The following is a 20,283-nucleotide window of genomic DNA, read 5'->3' on the forward strand; positions in this document are numbered from 1 at the left end:
TCACAGTGCTAAACTCAACAACCAACCCGCAACACCGCAACTCACTACGACCAGCCACGGCGGCAGTTTCCAGAACATCAGAGCGACCAGTGCCACAAGGGCAAGGCCGAAATCTTGCGGAGCGAGAACTGCGCTCGTCCATACTGGTTGATAGAGAGCTGCCAGCAGAAGGCCAACTACGGCTGCATTAATACCCTGCAACGCTGCTTGTGTACGGATATTGCGGCGCAGACTTTCCCAGAACGGCAATGCTCCCACAATCAGAAGGAAGGACGGTGCGAAAATTGCCAGCAGACAAACCAGACCACCCAGCCAGCCAGAAGGCACCTGGTTCATCGAAGCCCCGAGAAAGGCTGCAAAAGTGAACAACGGTCCAGGAACGGCCTGGGCAGCGCCGTAGCCAGCCAGGAATGTATCAGTGCTGACCCAGCCAGAAGGAACGACTTCAGTCTGCAGTAATGGCAGCACGACATGCCCGCCACCAAAAACCAGTGATCCGGTCCGGTAGAAAGTTTCTACCATTAACAGCGTCGGATTTGGGAATATCGCCGTCAGCAATGGTAACCCTGTCAGTAGCACAAAGAACAGCGTGAGCCAGAACAATCCGACGCGACGCCGTATTGAAACGGGCAGCGGATCATGTACCGTCGTCTGCTGAGGTTTGAACAGTAACATGCCAGTGACAGCCGCAGTGACGATTACTCCCACCTGTCCCCAGGCCGATGGCACAAGAAGCACAAAGCAGGTTGCCACTGCCATGACAGTAATACGCGGTATATCCGGGCAAAGATTTCGGGCCATGCCCCATACAGCTTGCGCGACCACCGCAACGGCTACCACTTTCAGCCCATGCAATACACCAGAGGGCATCACATCCCCGTAACTGGTCATCCCCAGCGCAAACAGGATCAGTGCAACTGCTGACGGTAGCGTGAAGCCGGCCCATGCTGCCAGCGCCCCGGTATAACCGGCCCGGGACAGCCCGAGCGCTATACCAACCTGACTGCTTGCTGGTCCCGGAAGGAACTGGCACAGAGCGACCAAATCTGCATAGCTGCGCTCGGTCAACCACTGCCGTCGCGTCACAAACTCATCGCGGAAGTAACCCAGATGGGCAATTGGGCCGCCGAAGGATGTCAGGCCAAGTCGGAAGAAAATCAGAAAGACAGCCCAGGGGCTGTGATCATTCCTGGCAGTATCGTTCATGGTCAGATCCTGATTGCTGGTTTTAGTGGCTATTATAATCGAATTTCGTTATCGAAATTCGATTATAATAGCCACTGCTCCCTGTGGATAGAATGATGTTTCATGCTTTCCAGATGTTTACTTCAAGAACAGTTTCAACTGCCTGGCCAGTTATGGGCTTTATTCACATTCAGTATTATTGCTGTCCTGCTTTTACCCGGAGTATGGTTTGCCGGGTGGTATTAAATTCTCTGGCAACCGCACTGATACTGGCCCCGGAATTAAGGCGCTCTGACACTATTTTTTTTTGCTCCTCGCTCAAGATGGGCGGACGACCGAAGCGTTTCCCGGCTGATCTTGCCCGAGAAATCCCTGAATGTGTGCGTTCAATCAGCAGATCCCTCTCAAACTCAGCCACAGCTGAAATCACCTGCATAGTCATTTTTCCGGCCGGGCTGGTTAAATCCACACCTCCGAGAGCGAGACAATGAACACGGATATCTAAAGTAGCCAGTTGTTCAACTGTTTTTCGGATATCCATCGCATTACGGCCGAGTCGGTCAAGTTTGGTGACAATCAATACGTCACCGCTTTCCATTCGATCAAGCAACCGGATGAACCCTGGTCTTTCGCTGGCAGCAACCGAACCACTTATATGTTCCTCAATCAGCCGCTGGGGTCTGATGGCAAAACCCGCCGCTTCAATTTCATGGCGCTGATTTTCTGTATTCTGTTCCAGAGTGGAGACCCGACAGTAGGCAAAAACTCGTGACATAGGAAACTTTCCGTACGCAAAGGGTGTCCGAATTATAACGTATGTACGAAACAAATTTCGCTGACTTTCGGACATATTGTTTGCGAGGCGTACGAAACCGACCGGTTTCGGTCAGTGCGAATGATAACTTTAATGAACTATGTGCAGGGGAAGCATTTATGCCACGGAGACAAATACTCAGTAGTGAAGAAAAAGAACGCTTGTTGATTGTGCCAGATGATGACGTATTTCTGACGCGCAGGTGCTTTCTGAGTGAACATGACCTCGCGCTCATTAATAAACACCGCAGGCCAGCTAACCGTCTGGGCTTTGCAGTTTTACTCTGTTATTTGCGAGGACTAGGGTTTCCTCCCGACAAAAGTATTTCACCTCACGACTGTGTTGTCTTCAGGCTGGCGGCTCATTTGAAAGTCCAGTCTGATTTGTGGGCCGAGTATGCATCAAGAGAGGTCACCCGCTGGGAACATCTGGCTGAACTCTACCGCTACCTGGAATTATCCCCTTTTAACCGGGCGCTGCAAAAAACCTGTATTCGCCACCTTTATCCCCACGCCATGCGGACAGACAGAGGTTTTTTACTTGCGGAGGAAATGCTCTCCTGGCTCCACAATAATAAGGTTATTTTCCCCTCTGTTGAAGTGATCGAACGAACCCTGGCCGAAGCAACAACACTTGCCGACAGGGCGGTTTTTTCTGCGCTTACCGCGCAGCTTGAACCAGGGCATAAAGCGGCACTGGACCGTCTGTTGGTATCTGAGGGTGAGCAACCTTCACGGCTGGCCTGGCTGCTCCAGCCTCCGGGAAAAATTAATGGTAAAAATGTCCTGCAACATATCGACCGGTTAAATGCGATTGAGTCGCTGGCACTCCCTGACGGCATTGCACTTTCCGTTCACCAGAACCGACTCCTGAAACTCGCACGCGAAGGCAGGAAAATGAGTAGCCGGGATCTGGCAAGATTCACGGATGTTCGCCGTTATGCCTCGCTGGTTTGTATCATATCGGAGGCCAGATCCACCCTGACTGACGAAGTTATTGATCTGCACGAGCGTATTCTGAGTAGTCTGTTCAGCAGGGCAAAACGTACTCAGGGCGAGCGGCTCCAGCAAACGGGAAAGCTGATTCAGAGTAAACTGAAGCAATACGTTACCGTCGGACAGGCATTACTTAACGCCAGAGAGTCCGGGGAAGATCCCTGGGCCGCAATAGAAGACGTCCTTCCCTGGCAGGAATTCATCAACAGCGTGGAAGAGACGCGGTTCCTGTCACGTAAGGACAACTTCGACCCGTTGCATCTGATCACAGAAAAATACAGTACGCTGCGTAAATACGCCCCCCGGATGCTGTCCGTGTTGCAGTTCAGGGCTGCACCCGCCGCAATGCAGCTCAGTGACGCATTGGATACCGTCAGAGATATGTATAGAAAACAACTCCGAAAAGTACCGCCTTCCGCGCCAATCGGGTTCATCCCGGAAAGCTGGAGAAAGGTTGTGATCACCCCCACCGGCATTGACCGAAAATATTACGAATTTTGCGTGCTGAATGAACTGAAGGGAGCCTTACGTTCAGGTGACACCTGGGTAAAGGGGTCACGCCGCTACAGGAATTTCGATGATTATCTGATCCCGTCAGACGATTTTGAAAAATCACTCCGGGATAACCAGTTACCCCTTGCTGTTCCGGCCGATTGCCATGAATACATCAAGAGCCGTTTGACGCTTCTTGCATCGCGTCTGGAAGAAGTTAACGCGATGGCGCTGGCCGGTGATTTACCCGATGTTGATATATCGGATAAAGGCGTGAAAATTACCCCGCTGGATAACAGTGTCCCTTCAGCAGCATCCCCTTTTGGCGATCTGGTTTATGGCATGCTCCCTCACCCTAAAAGGGGGCCGCTTGGAAAACGGAAAATATCCTACGTTAAGCCTGTTTTTTGAGCTGGCATGGCGGGCAGCTATGAGCGAAGTATAGTCATTCGCCCTATCTCTTTTGTCGCACTTTCAACAAGGGGGTCGCTTGGAAAGCGGAACGAGGTCAGTCTCCGCCCGGACTGCTCAGCTCTTTAAACAGCAAAAGAGAGGCATCTTATGAGAAGGGATTGTTCAGTATGTCAGGGCAGACTGCTTTTTCATCCGCAGGTACTGAGGGTAAATGCTCAATTCCGGTACGATTCTTACTCTATAGCCAGACAGAATTCAGCATTGTGCTGAACCCGAATCTTTTTTTACTCTGACAGGCCTGTTCATCAGAACCCTGAAAAAACAATTTTCCCGTTCACATTTTTATTTTCCATGTCCTCATGAGCCCGGCGAAGTGCTTTAGCATTCAGCCTGCCATACTCTGCCAGCAACGGAGGTTTGAGCTTACCGGAATCCAGCATGCATGAGAGTTTGTTAAGAATATAATGCTGTTTAGACATGTCCGCAGTAGCATGCATGGGGCGGGTAAACATTGCCTCCCAGTGAACAGAAACGCTCTTAAATTTGATCAAACGCAGATCCAGTGGTTCAGGGTCGTCGATGAGTCCGATACGGCCTTGTGGGGCAATAATTTCGGCCATATTTTCCCAGGCAGATGGCGTGGTGTACGTTGAGAAAATCCGGGTAATGGGAGGGAGTCCAGCAAGGCTGGCAACCTGTGGCGCAAGCGCAGATGAATGATCCAGGACATAATGCGCACCAAACCCGCGAACCGCTCTGACACTCTCCTGCCGGGAGGCAGTCCCGATGATGTTCACCCGACTCAGAGTGCGGGCAAGCTGTATAGCCATACAAGGGACTCCGCCCGCACCGCCAAGCATCAACAGGGTCTGATCAGCATCTCCGTTCACTGACAACTGCAGACGATCAAATAACATTTCCCAGGCTGTCAGACCGGTCAGAGGAACCGACGCTGCAGCTTCAAAACTTAGTGCTGCCGGCTTTATCCCCGTAATGCGTTCGTCAACCAGCTGAAACTCTGCGTTGGCTCCCTGGCGATCGAGCACACCGGCATAGAAAACGTGGTCACCTGGCCTGAACAGCGTCACATCTGGTCCGGTTGCTTCAACAACACCGGAAGCGTCGTATCCCATAACTACCGGATTGCCTGCAGAGGGACTGATGTTTCGCCGGCTTTTCAGGTCCCGTGGGTTAACCGCGACCGCCCTGACTCTGATCAAAAGATCACGCCCCTTGGGCATGGATGGGTGGGGAAGCGACAAATCTTCAATAACGGATGTACTTTCCCGGGTTGCCAGAAACCAACGGCTTTCATTCTGTCTCCTTAAAAAGGTCAGTCACCAGATAAATAAATGTAAAAGTGTGCGGAACGCGATACCCGCCAGTGCCCCCGGCAGTGCAAATCGAAAAATACGCGGAAAGCGGGCGCTGGGTAATGCTGTCAACCTGTTGATGACTATTTTAATCTGTAGTCATTCAATCCTTGTAACATCAGGATGATCCTGGTGTCAGTGAAAATACGAAATCAACACGTTGGTATCATTACCCACCTGTGAACTGACGTCGGCATTTTGAATCTCACTTCGGCGTGCCCCCTCCGAATGGCGCAAAACATTTCGTGGTATGGCATGATAGCACCCGAAGAGAGTCAATTCAGGGTGGTAAATGTGAAACCAGTAACGCTATACGATGTCGCAGAGTATGCCGGTGTCTCTTATCAGACCGTTTCCCGCGTGGTGAACCAGGCCAGCCACGTCTCTGCGAAAACGCGGGAAAAGGTGGAAGCGGCGATGGCGCAGCTGAACTACATTCCCAACCGCGTGGCACAACAACTGGCGGGGAAACAGTCGTTGCTGATTGGCGTTGCTACCTCCAGTCTGGCCCTGCACGCGCCGTCGCAAATTGTCGCGGCGATTAAATCTCGCGCCGATCAACTGGGTGCCAGCGTGGTGGTGTCGATGGTAGAACGAAGCGGCGTCGAAGCCTGTAAAGCGGCGGTGCACAATCTTCTCGCGCAACGCGTCAGTGGGCTGATCATTAACTATCCGCTGGATGACCAGGATGCCATTGCTGTGGAAGCTGCCTGCGCTAATGTTCCGGCGTTATTTCTTGATGTCTCTGACCAGACTCCCATCAACAGTATTATTTTCTCCCATGAAGACGGTACGCGACTGGGCGTGGAGCATCTGGTCGCATTGGGTCACCAGCAAATCGCGCTGTTAGCGGGCCCATTAAGTTCTGTCTCGGCGCGTCTGCGTCTGGCGGGCTGGCATAAATATCTCACTCGCAATCAAATTCATCCGATAGCGGAACGGGAAGGCGACTGGAGTGCCATGTCCGGTTTTCAACAAACCATGCAAATGCTAAATGAGGGCATCGTTCCCACTGCGATGCTGGTTGCCAACGATCAGATGGCGCTGGGCGCAATGCGCGCCATTACCGAGTCCGGGTTGCGCGTTGGTGCGGATATCTCGGTAGTGGGATACGACGATACCGAAGACAGCTCGTGTTATATCCCGCCGTTAACCACCATCAAACAGGATTTTCGCCTGCTGGGGCAAACCAGCGTGGACCGCTTGCTGAAACTCTCTCAGGGCCAGGCGGTGAAGAGCAATCAGCTGTTGCCCGTCTCACTGGTGAAAAGAAAAACCACCCTACCGCCCAATACGCAAACCACCTCTCCCCGCACGTTGGCAGATTCCTTAATGCAGCTGGCACGACAAGTTTCCCGACTTGAAAGCGGGCAGTGAGCGCAACGCAATTAATGTGAGTCAGCTCACTCATTAGGCACCCCAGGCTTTACACTCTATGTGTCCGGCTCGTATGTTATGCGAAAATGTGAGCGGATAACAATTCACGCAGGATACAACTATGACAATGATTACGGATTCACTGGCCGTCGTATTACAACGTCGTGACTGGGAAAACCCTGGCGTTACCCAACTTAATCGCCTTGCGGCACATCCCCCTTTCGCCAGCTGGCGTAATAGCGAAGAGGCTCGCACCGATCGCCCTTCCCAAGAGTCGCGCAGCCTGAATGGTGAATGGCGCTTTGCCTGGTTTCCGGCACCAGAAGCGGTACCAGAAAGCTGGCTGGAGCGCGATCTTCCTGACGCCGATACTGTCATCGTCCCCTCAAACTGGCAGATGCACGGTTACGATGCGCCTATCTACACCAACGTGACCTATCCCATTGCGGTCAATCCGCCGTATGTTCCCACGGAGAATCCGACGGGTTGTTACTCGCTCACATTTAATGTTGATGAAAGCTGGCTACAGGAAGGCCAGACGCGAATTATTTTTGATGGTGTTAACTCGGCGTTTCATTTGTGGTGCAACGGGCGCTGGGTCGGTTACGGACAGGACAGTCGTTTGCCGTCTGAATTTGACCTGAGCGCATTTTTACACGCCGGAGAAAACCGCCTCGCGGTGATGGTGCTGCGCTGGAGTGACGGCAGTTATCTGGAAGATCAGGATATGTGGCGGATGAGCGGCATTTTCCGTGACGTCTCGTTGCTGCATAAACCGAGCACGCAAATCAGCGATTTCCATGTAGCCACTCACTTTAATGATGATTTCAGCCGCGCTGTACTGGAGGCAGACGTTCAGATGTACGGCGAGCTGCGCGATGAGCTGCGGGTGACGGTTTCTTTGTGGCAGGGTGAAACGCAGGTCGCCAGCGGCACCGCGCCTTTCGGCGGTGAAATTATCGATGAGCGTGGTGGTTATGCCGATCACGTCACCCTACGTCTGAACGTCGAAAACCCGAAACTGTGGAGCGCCGAAATCCCGAATCTCTATCGTGCGGTGGTTGAACTGCACACCGCCGACGGCACGCTGATTGAAGCAGAAGCCTGCGATGTCGGTTTCCGCGAGGTGCGGATTGAAAATGGTCTGCTGCTGCTGAACGGCAAGCCGTTGCTGATTCGCGGCGTTAACCGTCACGAGCATCATCCTCTGCATGGTCAGGTCATGGATGAGCAGACGATGGTGCAGGATATCCTGCTGATGAAGCAGAATAACTTTAACGCCGTGCGCTGTTCGCATTATCCGAACCATCCGCTGTGGTACACGCTGTGCGACCACTACGGCCTGTATGTGGTGGATGAAGCCAACATTGAAACCCACGGCATGGTGCCAATGAATCGTCTGACCGATGATCCGCGCTGGCTACCCGCGATGAGCGAACGCGTAACGCGAATGGTGCAGCGCGATCGTAATCACCCGAGTGTGATCATCTGGTCGCTGGGGAATGAATCAGGCCACGGCGCTAATCACGACGCACTCTATCGCTGGATCAAATCTGTCGATCCTTCCCGCCCGGTACAGTATGAAGGCGGCGGAGCCGACACCTTCGCAACCGATATTATTTGCCCGATGTACGCGCGCGTGGATGAAGACCAGCCCTTCCCGGCTGTGCCGAAATGGTCCATCAAAAAATGGCTTTCGTTGCCTGGAGAGACGCGCCCGCTGATCCTTTGCGAATACGCCCACGCGATGGGTAACAGTCTTGGCGGCTTCGCTAAATACTGGCAGGCGTTTCGTCAGTACCCCCGTTTACAGGGCGGCTTCGTCTGGGACTGGGTGGATCAGTCGCTGATTAAATATGATGAAAATGGCAATCCGTGGTCGGCTTACGGCGGTGATTTTGGCGATACGCCGAATGATCGCCAGTTCTGCATGAACGGTCTGGTCTTTGCCGACCGCACGCCGCATCCGGCGCTGACGGAAGCAAAACACCAGCAGCAGTTTTTCCAGTTCAGTTTATCCGGGCGAACCATCGAAGTGACCAGCGAATACCTGTTCCGTCATAGCGATAACGAGCTCCTGCACTGGATGGTGGCGCTGGATGGCAAGCCGCTGGCAAGCGGTGAAGTGCCTCTGGATGTCGCTCCACAAGGTAAACAGTTGATTGAACTGCCTGGACTACCGCAGCCGAAGAGCGCCGGACAACTCAGGCTAACGGTTCACGTAGTGCAACCGAACGCGACCACATGGTCAGCAGCCGGACACATCAGCGCCTGGCAGCAGTGGCGTCTGGCGGAAAACCTCAGCGTGACACTCCCCTCCGCGCCCCACGCCATCCCGCAACTGACCACCAGCGAAACGGATTTTTGCATCGAGCTGGATAATAAGCGTTGGCAATTTAACCGCCAGTCAGGCTTTCTTTCACAGATGTGGATTGGCGATAAAAAACAACTGCTGACGCCGCTGCGCGATCAGTTCACCCGCGCACCGCTGGATAACGACATTGGCGTAAGTGAAGCGACCCGCATTGACCCTAACGCCTGGGTCGAACGCTGGAAGGCGGCGGGCCATTACCAGGCCGAAGCAGCGTTGTTGCAGTGCACGGCAGATACGCTTGCCGACGCGGTGCTGATTACCACGGTCCACGCGTGGCAGCATCAGGGGAAAACCTTATTTATCAGCCGGAAAACCTACCGGATTGATGGAAGTGGTCAAATGGCGATTACCGTTGATGTTGAAGTGGCGAGCAATACGCCACATCCGGCGCGGATTGGCCTGACCTGCCAGCTGGCGCAGGTAGCAGAGCGGGTAAACTGGCTCGGATTAGGGCCGCAAGAAAACTATCCCGACCGCCTTACTGCGGCCTGTTTTGACCGCTGGGATCTGCCATTGTCAGACATGTATACCCCGTACGTCTTCCCGAGCGAAAACGGTCTGCGCTGCGGGACGCGCGAATTGAATTATGGCCCACACCAGTGGCGCGGCGACTTCCAGTTCAACATCAGCCGCTACAGTCAACAGCAACTGATGGAAACCAGCCATCGCCATCTGCTGCACGCGGAAGAAGGCACATGGCTGAATATCGACGGTTTCCATATGGGGATTGGTGGCGACGACTCCTGGAGCCCGTCAGTGTCGGCGGAATTCCACCTTAGCGCCGGTAGCTACCATTACCAGTTGCTCTGGTGTCAAAAATAATAATAACCGGGCAGGCCATGTCTGCCCGTATTTCGCGTAAGGAAATCCATTATGTACTATTTAAAAAACACAAACTTTTGGATGTTCGGTTTATTCTTTTTCTTTTACTTTTTTATCATGGGAGCCTACTTCCCGTTTTTCCCGATTTGGCTACATGACATCAACCATATCAGCAAAAGTGATACGGGTATTATTTTTGCCGCTATTTCTCTGTTCTCGCTATTATTCCAACCGCTGTTTGGTCTGCTTTCTGACAAACTCGGGCTGCGCAAATACCTGCTGTGGATTATTACCGGCATGTTAGTGATGTTTGCGCCGTTCTTTATTTTTATCTTCGGGCCACTGTTACAATACAACATTTTAGTAGGATCGATTGTTGGTGGTATTTATCTAGGCTTTTGTTTTAACGCCGGTGCGCCAGCAGTAGAGGCATTTATCGAGAAAGTCAGCCGTCGCAGTAATTTCGAATATGGTCGCGCGCGGATGTTTGGCTGTGTTGGCTGGGCGCTGTGTGCCTCGATTGTCGGCATCATGTTCACCATCAATAATCAGTTTGTTTTCTGGCTGGGTTCTGGCTGTGCATTCATCCTCGCCGTTTTACTCTTTTTCGCCAAAACGGATGCGCCCTCTTCTGCCACGGTTGCCAATGCGGTAGGTGCCAACCATTCGGCATTTAGCCTTAAGCTGGCGCTGGAACTGTTCAGACAGCCAAAACTGTGGTTTTTGTCACTGTATGTTATTGGCGTTTCCTGCACCTACGATGTTTTTGACCAACAGTTTGCTAATTTCTTTACTTCGTTCTTTGCTACCGGTGAACAGGGTACGCGGGTATTTGGCTACGTAACGACAATGGGCGAATTACTTAACGCCTCGATTATGTTTTTTGCGCCACTGATCATTAATCGCATCGGTGGGAAAAACGCCCTGCTGCTGGCTGGCACTATTATGTCAGTACGTATTATTGGCTCATCGTTCGCTACCTCAGCACTGGAAGTGGTTATTCTGAAAACGCTGCATATGTTTGAAGTACCGTTCCTGCTGGTGGGCTGCTTTAAATATATTACCAGCCAGTTTGAAGTGCGTTTTTCAGCGACGATTTATCTGGTCTGTTTCTGCTTCTTTAAGCAACTGGCGATGATTTTTATGTCTATTCTGGCGGGCAATATGTATGAAAGCATCGGTTTCCAGGGCGCTTACCTGGTGCTGGGTCTGGTGGCGCTGGGCTTCACCTTAATTTCCGTGTTCACGCTTAGCGGCCCCGGCCCACTTTCTCTGCTGCGTCGCCAGGTGAATGAAGTCGCTTAAGAAATTAATGTCGGATACGGCGCGAGCGCCTTATCCGACCAACTTATCAGGACGGAATGTTAAAAATGAACATGTCGATGACAGAAAAAATAAAAGCAGGCAAGCTATTTACCGATATGTGCGAAGGCTTACCTGAAAAAAGACTTCGTGGGAAAACATTAATGTATGAGTTCAATCACTCGCATCCATCAGAAGTTGAAAAAAGGGTAATGACTCCAACTTATTGATAGTGTTTTATGTTCAGATAATGCCCGATGACTTTGTCATGCAGCTCCACCGATTTTGAGAACGACAGTGACTTCCTGCCCAGCCTTGCCAGATGCTGCCTCAGATTCAGGTTATGTCGCTCAATGCGCTGCGTATATCGCTTGCTGATTACGTGCAGCTTTCCCTTCAGGCGGGATTCATACAGCGGCCAGCCATCCGTCATCCATATCACCACGTCAAAGGGTGACAGCAGGCTCATAAGACGCCCCAGCGTCGCCATAGTGCGTTCACCGAATACGTGCGCAAACCGTCTTCCGGAGCCTGTCATACGCGTAAAACAGCCAGCGCTGGCGCGATTTAGCCCCGACATAGCCCCACTGTTCGTCCATTTCCGCGCAGACGATGACGTCACTGCCCGGCTGTATGCGCGAGGTTACCGACTGCGGCCTGAGTTTTTAAGTGACGTAAAATCGTGTTGAGGCCAACGCCCATAATGCGGGCGGTTGTCCGGCATCCAACACCATTCATGGCCATATCAATGATTTTCTGGTGCGTACCGGGTTGAGAAGCGGTGTAAGTGAACTGCAGTTGCCATGTTTTACGGCAGTGAGAGCAGAGATAGCGCTGATGTCCGGCAGTGCTTTTGCCGTTACGCACCACCCCGTCAGTAGCTGAACAGGAGGGACAGCTGATAGAAACAGAAGCCACTGGAGCACCTCAAAAACACCATCATACACTAAATCAGTAAACCACTTCACATTAATGGCAGCAAACACCCGAACCGGCAGATGAGCTCCGTGTTGTTCTACGGCGCAAATAGGTAGTACGGCGACGATATTCGCCATATCCAGTTTACTGAATTCCCGCGTGGTGAGATCACGCCACTAGGGAGAAGACGGTTTAAGCATGTTTACCTCCGGTTTTGTCTAACAATAAAAGATACGGTACGTTGCATTTAGGGCATTTTAGACCGGCTCTATGTCCTGCTATGTGCTAACTTTTCCAGTTTAATGGCCTCTCGTCGAGTTGTGTGGCAACAGTGTTGCCACCGGCGGAAATCCGCCGGTTTGAATGCTTTTTTGTTCAGCAGGCGACGAGGTGCCCGTCGCCAAAATCGGTAAAGCGCTGCGGTACTCTCTGATAGCCGATGGGTTTGATCGGTTCTGGTCTTATCGGCATTGCGCTGGTGGCTCGGGGTTGCCGTCTTTGCTGAACGTCAGGTATAGGAACGGCGCTGAGCAAGTGCTGAGTATAAGGATGCTGCGGATGGTGCAACACTCGATCTCGTGGGCCGATCTCCACGAGCTGGCCGCCAAACATCACCGCTACCCGGTGGCAGATGCGCTCCACCACCGCCATATCATGGGAAATAAACAGATAGCTGAGCCGATAGCGCTGACGCAAATCTTCCAGCAGCGTCAGCACCTGCGCCTGTACTGAAACATCCAGCGCGGAAACCGATTCATCGGCGATGATCACTTTCGGGTTCAGCGCCAGCGCGCGGGCAATGCAAATGCGCTGGCGCTGGCCGCCGGAAAACTGGTGCGGATAACGCCGCATCGCTTCCGCTGGCAGGCCGACCTGCTGCAATAGCTGCGCCACCCGCTCCGTGCGCTGTACTGCGGGCATCTGCTCATGAATCAGCAGCGGCTCCCCAACCAGGTCGAAAATAGTTTTGCGCGGATTGAGCGCCGCCCAGGGATCCTGAAACACCATCTGCAAATCGCGGCGTACCGCTCTTAACGCCTCGTCCTTCAGGCCGTGCAGCTCCTGTCCGTTAAGCTGCGCGCTGCCGCTAAATGGCACCATATTCATCAGCGCTTTTGCCGTCGTCGATTTACCGCAGCCGCTTTCACCGACGATGCCCAACGTCTCGCCGGGGAAAAGATCGAAGCTGACGCCATCGACGGCATGGACTTCGCGACGCACGCGCAGGCCGTCGCCGCGCACCGGAAAGCGCACGCTGAGGTCGCGGACGCTGAGCAACGGTCGCGTCGCCTCGACCGGCGCCAGCGCGGGCGCCTGGCCCAGCACCGGTACCGCCTGCAACAGCTGGCGGGTATAAGCCGCCTGCGGCGAGGTAAACAGCGTTTTTGCCGGAGCCTGCTCCATGATTTTGCCGTGACTCATGACCAGCACATCATCGGCCATTTCTGCCACCACTCCCATATCGTGGGTGATCAACAGCAGGCTGGTGGAAAACGCCTGCTGCAGTTCGCGCATCAACTCGAGGATCTGCGCCTGAATAGTGACGTCGAGGGCCGTGGTCGGCTCATCGGCAATCAGCACCTGTGGCTGGCACAGCATTGCCATGGCGATCATCACCCGCTGGCGCATACCGCCGGAAAGCTCGTGCGGATACTGTTGCAGGCGCTTCTCCACATGACTGATTTTGACCGCGTCCAGCATCGTGCTGACCCGGCTGCGCCGTTCACGGCGGCCCAGCACTTCGTGGCGTTGCAGCGTCTCTTCCAGCTGCTGGCCCACCGTCATCAGCGGATTGAGCGAGGTCATCGGTTCCTGAAAAATCATGGCAACCGACTTGCCGCGCAGCAGCTGCATTTGCCGCTCCGGCAGGCTGAGCAAATCCTGGTTATCAAAAATAATCGCGCCGCCTGGAATCTGTGCCTCCTCCGGAAGCAAACCCATGATCGCCAGCGAAGTCAGCGATTTACCGCTGCCCGACTCGCCGGCAATGCACAGAGTTTTTCCCGGCCAGAGCGCAAAGCTGACGTCATCCACCACCCGCTGTGTACCAAACTGGATCGACAGGCGCTCGACCGAGAGCAGCGGCGCCGGAAATAGGACTGCTGACATAACGCTCCTAATTAAACACGCTGTTGGGAAAATAGAACGACACCACCCAGTTAGGCCGATCGACGATTTCGCTGATGCGCAGATCGCCGCACACGGAGCAGAGCATATAGGCCTCTTCCGCCGACATCCCTTGTTCGCGGCACAGCGCATCGATGGTATAGCTTACCGCGTCGCGGGCGGCGGTCATCAGGTCAGGGCCAATGCCGGTGAAGGCGCTGTAGCCGTGCCGATCCAGATGTTGGGTCACTGGGCCAGGGGTGGCGAAACGCGGCGTTTTCAGCGGCATATCTTTAACCACTTCCAGCTTCACCACCACGTCCATCGCGCTTTCAATCGCCGTGCCGCAGACTTCACCATCGCCCTGCGCGGCGTGGGTGTCACCAATAGAAAACAACGCGCCTTCTACTTCCACCGGTAGCCATAATGTGCAGCCAGCGGCCAGATCGCGAATATCCAGATTGCCGCCCACGCGGCGCGGCGGCACCACCGAATGATGGCCCGCGGCGGCGGGAGCGACGCCGAGGGTACCGGCGAAGGGTTTCAGCGGTACGCGGCCATATCGGCCAAAGGCGCAGGGGGTTAAGCCCTGGCGGTCATATTGCCACAGCGTCAGCGCCGGATCAGAAAACTGATCGGCCAGCAGGCCGAAGCCCGGGATATTCGCAGTCCAGCCAAAGCCGCTGGGACGAAAGGATTCCAGCGTCACCTTTAGCGCATCGCCCGGCTGAGCGCCTTCCACATAGACCGGGCCACTGACCGGGTTGAGCTTATCAAACGGCAGCGTTGGGATATCCGCTGCGGTAGAACCGGCGTTGAACCAGCCGTTAGCCGCATCCAGGCAGTGAAACTCCAGTTGGCTGCCGGAAGCTACGTGCAGGACCGGGCTCAGGCTGTTATCCCAGCCGAAATGATGTTGAGCATGATGAATGGTCTTCACCAGACAATTTTGGCACATCCTGACTCTCCTTTAAGCAGCGGCGCCGTCCCGGCGCCATCAAATTATTTCAGTCCGATATAGTCGTAGTTGACTGGTACATGCACTGGATCGACATACAGCGCGTCCTCGCCCCCCATGCGTGCGGAATGTACGGTGTAGCGCTTCTCGTTGAATACCGGCACCCAGGGCGCGTCATCCATTGCAGTGATGAAGATTTTGCGCCAGGCTTCAATGCGCGCGTCCTGCTGGTCGGGTTTCACCATGCTGTCCGCCGCGGCCGCCTGCGCGTCCAGCGCTTTGTTGCAGTAGCGCGCCCAGTTCCAGCCGCCCTCTACCGCCCCGGCGCAGCCGAGGATCGGGCCATAGAAGTTGGAGGGATCCGGGAAATCGGCGATCCACGCCATGCCGCCGGACCAGACCATCGGCGCTTGGCTGGCGGAGCCGCCCGCCGCAATCACATTCGCCTGCGCCAGGGATTTGATGCTGGCGTGGATGCCCACTTTGGCCAGATCCTGCTGGATAGACTGGGCGATACGCGGCTGCGGATCGGTATTCATCACGTACAGTTCGGTAGCAAAACCGTTGGGGAAACCCGCTTCGCTGAGCAGTTGCTTCGCTTTTGCCGGGTCGTAGCTGAAACCCTGATATGCCTTGTCATAACCGGGCATGGCGGGTGGCAGTGGCTGGTTGGCCGGCGCCGCGCGTCCATTAATGATGCGCATGATGCGATCTTTGTTGACCGCCATGTTCACCGCCTGGCGGACTTTGAGATTATCGAAAGGCGGCAGCGTGGTTTTCATCGTCACGTAGCCGGTCTGCAACTGGTCGCCGGTGACCATCAGGCCCTTATAGGCCGGGTTGTTTTTAAACGACAGAAACTGTGCGGGCGGTACGCCGTCGCCGGCAATATCCACTTCGCCTTTTTCCAGCCGCAGCAGAGCGACCGAGGGATCCTGTCCCATTTCGAACTTTATGTGATCCAGCCGCGGCACGCCGGCTTTAAAGTAGTTCGGGTTTTTGCGGAAGATCAGCTCCTGGCCCAGCTTCCACTCCTGGAGCTCAAACGCGCCGCTGCCGACCGGATGCTTGCCGAAGTCGGCGCCCCATTTCTCCACCTCCTCACGGGGAACCACCGAGGCAAAGTTCAGCGCCAGCACATGCAGGAAGGTGGCGTTGGGCTCTTTCAGAGTGATTTTTACCGTATGATCGTCGACGACCTCGATACCGCTCAGGGTCGTGCTTTTACTGCTGGCCTCCTCGTCATAGCCCGCGATGGGACTGAAGAACCCGGCGCCCGGACTTTGGGTTTTCGGGTTGACTGTGCGTTCCAGAGAATATTTCACGTCCGCCGCCGTGACCTCGCGGCCGTTGTGGAATTTCACCCCTTTGCGTAGCACAAAGGTGTAGACCTTGCCGTCCTCGGAAATGGCGTAGCTCTCCGCCAGGTCGTTCACCAACTCGGTGGTGCCGGGACGATAGTCCATCAGGCCGTCGAACAGGCTTTTGATCATCGACCAGTTTTGCCAGTCATAGCCAATGGCCGGATCGAGGGTCGCCACGTCGTTCTGGTAGGTCACCACGATATCGCCGCCGGTCTTCTCGTCAGCCTGCGCGCCATAAGAGAAACAGGCCGCGGCCACCGCCATTGTCAATAACGCATTTTTCATCATCTTCCCCTGCTACTTTTTGACATCAATGCGCGGATCGACCCACGGCAGCACCAGATCCGCAATAAGGTTGCCGCCAACAATGGCAACCGCTGACACGGTGGTTACCCCGACAATCACCGGGATATCCACCTGTTGAATCGCCTGCCAGGCCAGCTGACCGATACCCGGCCAGCCAAAGACCGATTCGACTACCACCAGTCCGCCCATAAAAATGCCGATATCAATGCCTATCATCGGAATTAGCGGCAGCACGGCATTCGGCAGCACGTGACGCAGCAGTACGCGGGTTCGGCCCAGCCCTTTGGCCCGCGCGGTACGGATAAAATCCTGATGCAGCACCTCAATCATCGACGAGCGCAACATGCGTGAATACCAGCCGCTGCCGAGCAGGCCGAGGGTTAGCGCCGGTAGCGCCAGATGGCTGAAGCCGCCATAGCCTCCCATCGGGAACCAGTTGAGTACCACGGCGAAAAGATAGAGAAAAAGCATCGCGGCGATGAACTGCGGCGCCGAAACACCGATAAAGGAGAGCGCCATCAGAAGCCGGTCCGCCAGCCCGCCGCGTTTTAACGCCGCCAGGGTGCCGAGGGCGATCCCCAGTACCAACTCGCAGAGAATACCCGCCGCCATCAGCTGCAGTGACGGCCCGATACGGGCGGAAACCAGTTCACTCACTTCGCTGCGCTGAATAAACGAGCGTCCCAGATCGCCGTGCAGCAGCCCCTGCAGATAACGCCAATATTGCTGATAAAACGGCAGATCCAACCCCAACTGATGGCGGATGTTTTCGACTACTTCCGGCGTGGCACTGCGCCCGGCGATTTGGCGCGCTGGATCGGCGGGCAACATAAACAGCAGCAAATAGCAGATCAACGTAACGCCAAGCAGGATCAGCCCGGCATGCAACAGACGTTTTCCCAGAAATAGCATTAGTTTCGTCCTTTTAAGCCGGGATCGAGGGCGTCGCGCAGGGCGTCACCAGCGATATTGAAAGAGAGCGACAGCAGCACAATCGCCGCGCCGGGAAAGAACACCAGCCAGGGAGCCGAAGTAAAATAGCTCTGGCTTTCAAAGATGATGTTGCCCCAACTCGGCGTTGGCGGCTGTACCCCCACCCCGAGGAACGATAGAGTAGCTTCCAGCAGGACTGTGGTGGAGATGCCTAGTGTGGCCCAGACCAGCACCGTTGGCGCCAGATGTGGAATTAAATGCACGCCGAGAATACGCAACGTTCCGGCCCCCAGGGTGCGTTCCACGGCGATAAAGTCGCGGGCGCTAAGCGCGCTAGTTTCGGCGTAGATAACCCTGGCGATCTGCACCCAGTTCACCATGGCGATCACCAGGGACACGATCCAGACACTTGGCTGGAAAATCGCCGCCAGGGCAATCGCCAGCAGCAGTGCGGGAAACGCCATCATCAGATCGGTAAAGCGCATCAGCAGCCCTCCGATACGCCCCTGCAGATAACCTGCGCTAAGCCCTACCAGGACGCCGATCAGTACTGCAGTGCCGTTGGCGACAACACCGATGAGTAACGAAGTACGAGCTCCGTAAATTAAACGCGAGAAGAGATCGCGTCCCAGCAGATCGGTTCCCAGCCAGTAAGTGCTGTTGGGAGAAAGCGGTGCGCCTTCCAGGCTCAGTCCCTCGACAAACTGTTCATCGGGATCGAAGGGGGTGAGCCAGGGGGCAAACAGCGCGCTCATCACCACCAGGAGAATAAACAGCAGCGAGAGCAGCAGGGCTGGCCGGCGCAGAAAATATCCGACTCTATTCATTGTGCTCCCCGCTTGCCGGACGACATTCGTAGCAGCCACTTCTGCGCCACCTGTGCCACCGACTGGTTCGTACACATTGATTCCGAGCGCAGGCGAACCCATGCCTGTTGTTCATCAATACTTTCCGCTTGCATCTGGGCCGCCAGAGCTTGGGTAATCTGCGGCATTACTGCCAGACGCTGGCGCAGTAGCATCTGTTGCTGTTGAATGTCATGCAACTGCTGACGCAGCCCCACTGCCATCATCAGGGTGGTATAGATGGCTCGCTGTGTAATAGGCTTGGTAAGGAGCGCTGTTGCCCCTAACTCCAGCGCGCGCTGTACCTGGTAAAGTCCCTCATGTGAGGTCAGCGCGATCACCGGTATTCCCGCCAGGTTGATCTGGCTCAGGGTTATCGGGCTGGCGAATGCCTCCAGTTCCACCAGTACTGCACAGGGGGTGAGAGGAGGTAAAGCCTCATCTCCGGTCAGGTGATGCCAGCGGATACCCATCCGCGTCAGGTTTTTTTCCAGCGCTTCGCGACTCCTTGCTTCACAGTCTACCAGCAGGAGCGGCTGAGCATCTAAATCCGGGGACAGCAGCGTTTTCATTTAACAATCCTCAGAGCAGGTCTGGCTGCAACCGTTCGGCTTTCACGTAGCTCGGTCGCGGAGAGATAGGGATCGGGCATAACCGGCAGCGGTTCGCGATGCAGTATCTGAAAGCAAGTTTGTTGCAACTCAGCGATGTAGCAGGGCAAACAGGCGTGGTTGTTTCGAGCCATTACTGAGCGAGCGCCCGGAGAATCAACGTCGTGCTGACGATGCAGTGCCGCCAGCACCGCACCCGGCTCGCTGTTTCCGGCCTCGCGCAGGCTATTGGCAAACAGCCTTACTGCCCGCCAGCCGCCGATATAGTAGTGGGAGATGCGCTGTGCGCCATGTTGCAGGTGCTGCCGCGCACAAAAATCGAGATCGACGCTCTCAAAAAACGGTCCGCAGGAAAGCAAACGTACCGCCCTTAGTGGCGCGACTTCGGCGACTTCGGCTTCGGTAAAATTACAGCTGAGCACCGCTAACGTCCGCCGATCGCGAAGACAGGCCTCGTCCAGTGCGCGCAGAAACGCATAAGAGGTTTCGCCTACCAGGTTATTGAGCACAAAATCTACCTCTGTGCTGAGAATCGCCTCAATCAACTCGGTCACGTTGCTGTTTCTCAGGTGCAGATATTTTTCGCCCACCACCGTACCGCCGGAACCTTCCACTACCTCACGGGCGATACGATTGCTTTCCCAGCCCCAGACGTAGTTAGAGCCGATCAGCCAGGAGCGATTTCCGAACATATCCAGCGCCAGCCGCAGGAGTGGCAGCAGAGTCTGGTTCGGACAACCGCCCAGATATACGACCTGCTCGCAGCTCTCGAACCCCTCGTAAGGACAGCCATACCACAGCAGCAGGTTATGCTGCTCCAGGTCCGGGATAATCTCCTTCCGACTGGCAGAGGTAATGGTTCCGAAGATATGGCGGATGCCGTGAGCGATAAAGGTGCTCACCGCTTCACTGTAGGCTGCGAGTTCACCCGCAGGGTTGATATGTCGGGCCCGCAGCTGAAAAGGATAAGCAGGATCGGCATTGATTTCCTCTAAGGCATGGCGCGCACCAAGCAGTGTGCTGTTCGCCAGGTGGCTGTAGGTACCTTCTGTGGAAAGCAAAATTCCAATATCAATAGTTTGCACGTATGTTTG

At 54.8% G+C, this 20,283-nt stretch carries 12 protein-coding genes and 4 pseudogenes; 5 read left to right on the forward strand and 11 right to left on the reverse strand.

Translation table 11 applies throughout. The features are described from left to right. Both chrA and SIK97_RS20780 read right to left on the reverse strand, forming a co-directional pair. On the reverse strand, nucleotides 1-1,206 hold the full coding sequence (gene chrA, locus SIK97_RS20775) for a chromate efflux transporter (protein WP_004206572.1): 1,206 nt from the start codon (nucleotides 1,204-1,206) through the stop codon (nucleotides 1-3). A gap of 175 nt (nucleotides 1,207-1,381) precedes the next feature. Next, nucleotides 1,382-1,960 carry a recombinase family protein gene (locus SIK97_RS20780; protein WP_004206571.1) on the reverse strand — a complete coding sequence of 193 codons (579 nt, stop codon included), beginning with the start codon at nucleotides 1,958-1,960 and terminating at the stop codon, nucleotides 1,382-1,384. A gap of 158 nt (nucleotides 1,961-2,118) precedes the next feature. Here SIK97_RS20780 and SIK97_RS20785 point away from each other — a divergent pair. Further along, nucleotides 2,119-3,846: pseudogene (locus SIK97_RS20785) on the forward strand (Tn3 family transposase); the annotation flags it as partial. Between the two features lie 359 nt (nucleotides 3,847-4,205). Here SIK97_RS20785 and SIK97_RS20790 read toward each other — a convergent pair. Next, a pseudogene (locus tag SIK97_RS20790) lies at nucleotides 4,206-5,215 on the reverse strand (zinc-binding alcohol dehydrogenase family protein). A gap of 352 nt (nucleotides 5,216-5,567) precedes the next feature. On the opposite strand from SIK97_RS20790, the gene lacI reads away from it, so the two are divergent. The 4 genes and pseudogenes from lacI to SIK97_RS20810 form a co-directional block, all read left to right on the forward strand. Continuing rightward, nucleotides 5,568-6,650 carry a DNA-binding transcriptional repressor LacI gene (gene lacI, locus SIK97_RS20795; protein ID WP_004206569.1) on the forward strand — a complete coding sequence of 361 codons (1,083 nt, stop codon included), beginning with the start codon at nucleotides 5,568-5,570 and terminating at the stop codon, nucleotides 6,648-6,650. A gap of 121 nt (nucleotides 6,651-6,771) precedes the next feature. Further along, a complete protein-coding gene (gene lacZ, locus SIK97_RS20800; protein WP_057173951.1) occupies nucleotides 6,772-9,846 on the forward strand; it encodes a beta-galactosidase in 3,075 nt (1,024 codons plus the stop codon). A 51-nt stretch (nucleotides 9,847-9,897) separates the two neighbouring features. After that, nucleotides 9,898-11,151 carry a lactose permease gene (gene lacY, locus SIK97_RS20805; RefSeq protein WP_003846917.1) on the forward strand — a complete coding sequence of 418 codons (1,254 nt, stop codon included), beginning with the start codon at nucleotides 9,898-9,900 and terminating at the stop codon, nucleotides 11,149-11,151. 65 nt (nucleotides 11,152-11,216) lie between these two features. Next, a pseudogene (locus SIK97_RS20810) lies at nucleotides 11,217-11,357 on the forward strand (maltose acetyltransferase domain-containing protein); the annotation flags it as partial. Nucleotides 11,358-11,371: 14 nt separating this feature from the next. On the opposite strand, the pseudogene SIK97_RS20815 reads toward SIK97_RS20810, so the two are convergent. From SIK97_RS20815 to SIK97_RS20850, 8 genes and pseudogenes are all read right to left on the reverse strand, one after another. Then, nucleotides 11,372-12,066, reverse strand: a pseudogene (locus SIK97_RS20815) (IS1-like element IS1A family transposase). A gap of 375 nt (nucleotides 12,067-12,441) precedes the next feature. After that, a complete protein-coding gene (locus SIK97_RS20820; RefSeq protein WP_004118832.1) occupies nucleotides 12,442-14,175 on the reverse strand; it encodes an ABC transporter ATP-binding protein in 1,734 nt (577 codons plus the stop codon). 7 nt (nucleotides 14,176-14,182) lie between these two features. Then, on the reverse strand, nucleotides 14,183-15,130 hold the full coding sequence (locus tag SIK97_RS20825) for an acetamidase/formamidase family protein (protein ID WP_004118225.1): 948 nt from the start codon (nucleotides 15,128-15,130) through the stop codon (nucleotides 14,183-14,185). 44 nt (nucleotides 15,131-15,174) lie between these two features. Beyond that, a complete protein-coding gene (locus tag SIK97_RS20830) occupies nucleotides 15,175-16,779 on the reverse strand; it encodes an ABC transporter substrate-binding protein (RefSeq protein WP_057174077.1) in 1,605 nt (534 codons plus the stop codon). Between the two features lie 12 nt (nucleotides 16,780-16,791). Then, nucleotides 16,792-17,712, reverse strand: coding sequence for an ABC transporter permease (locus SIK97_RS20835; protein WP_004118227.1), 921 nt, complete (start codon nucleotides 17,710-17,712; stop codon nucleotides 16,792-16,794). Then, nucleotides 17,712-18,560, reverse strand: coding sequence for an ABC transporter permease (locus SIK97_RS20840; protein ID WP_004118228.1), 849 nt, complete (start codon nucleotides 18,558-18,560; stop codon nucleotides 17,712-17,714). The genes SIK97_RS20835 and SIK97_RS20840 overlap by 1 nt, the downstream gene beginning before the upstream one ends. Further along, nucleotides 18,557-19,150: an ANTAR domain-containing response regulator gene (locus SIK97_RS20845; protein WP_057174078.1), complete on the reverse strand. Its 594-nt coding sequence runs from the start codon at nucleotides 19,148-19,150 to the stop codon at nucleotides 18,557-18,559. Before SIK97_RS20845 ends, SIK97_RS20840 begins: the two co-directional genes overlap by 4 nt. Further along, on the reverse strand, nucleotides 19,147-20,274 hold the full coding sequence (locus SIK97_RS20850; protein ID WP_004118840.1) for a transporter substrate-binding protein: 1,128 nt from the start codon (nucleotides 20,272-20,274) through the stop codon (nucleotides 19,147-19,149). The genes SIK97_RS20845 and SIK97_RS20850 overlap by 4 nt, the downstream gene beginning before the upstream one ends. Nucleotides 20,275-20,283: the final 9 nt, after the last annotated feature.

It is taken from the genome of Klebsiella sp. JN_Kp126, assembly GCF_033843325.1.
GTDB lineage: Bacteria > Pseudomonadota > Gammaproteobacteria > Enterobacterales > Enterobacteriaceae > Klebsiella > Klebsiella michiganensis.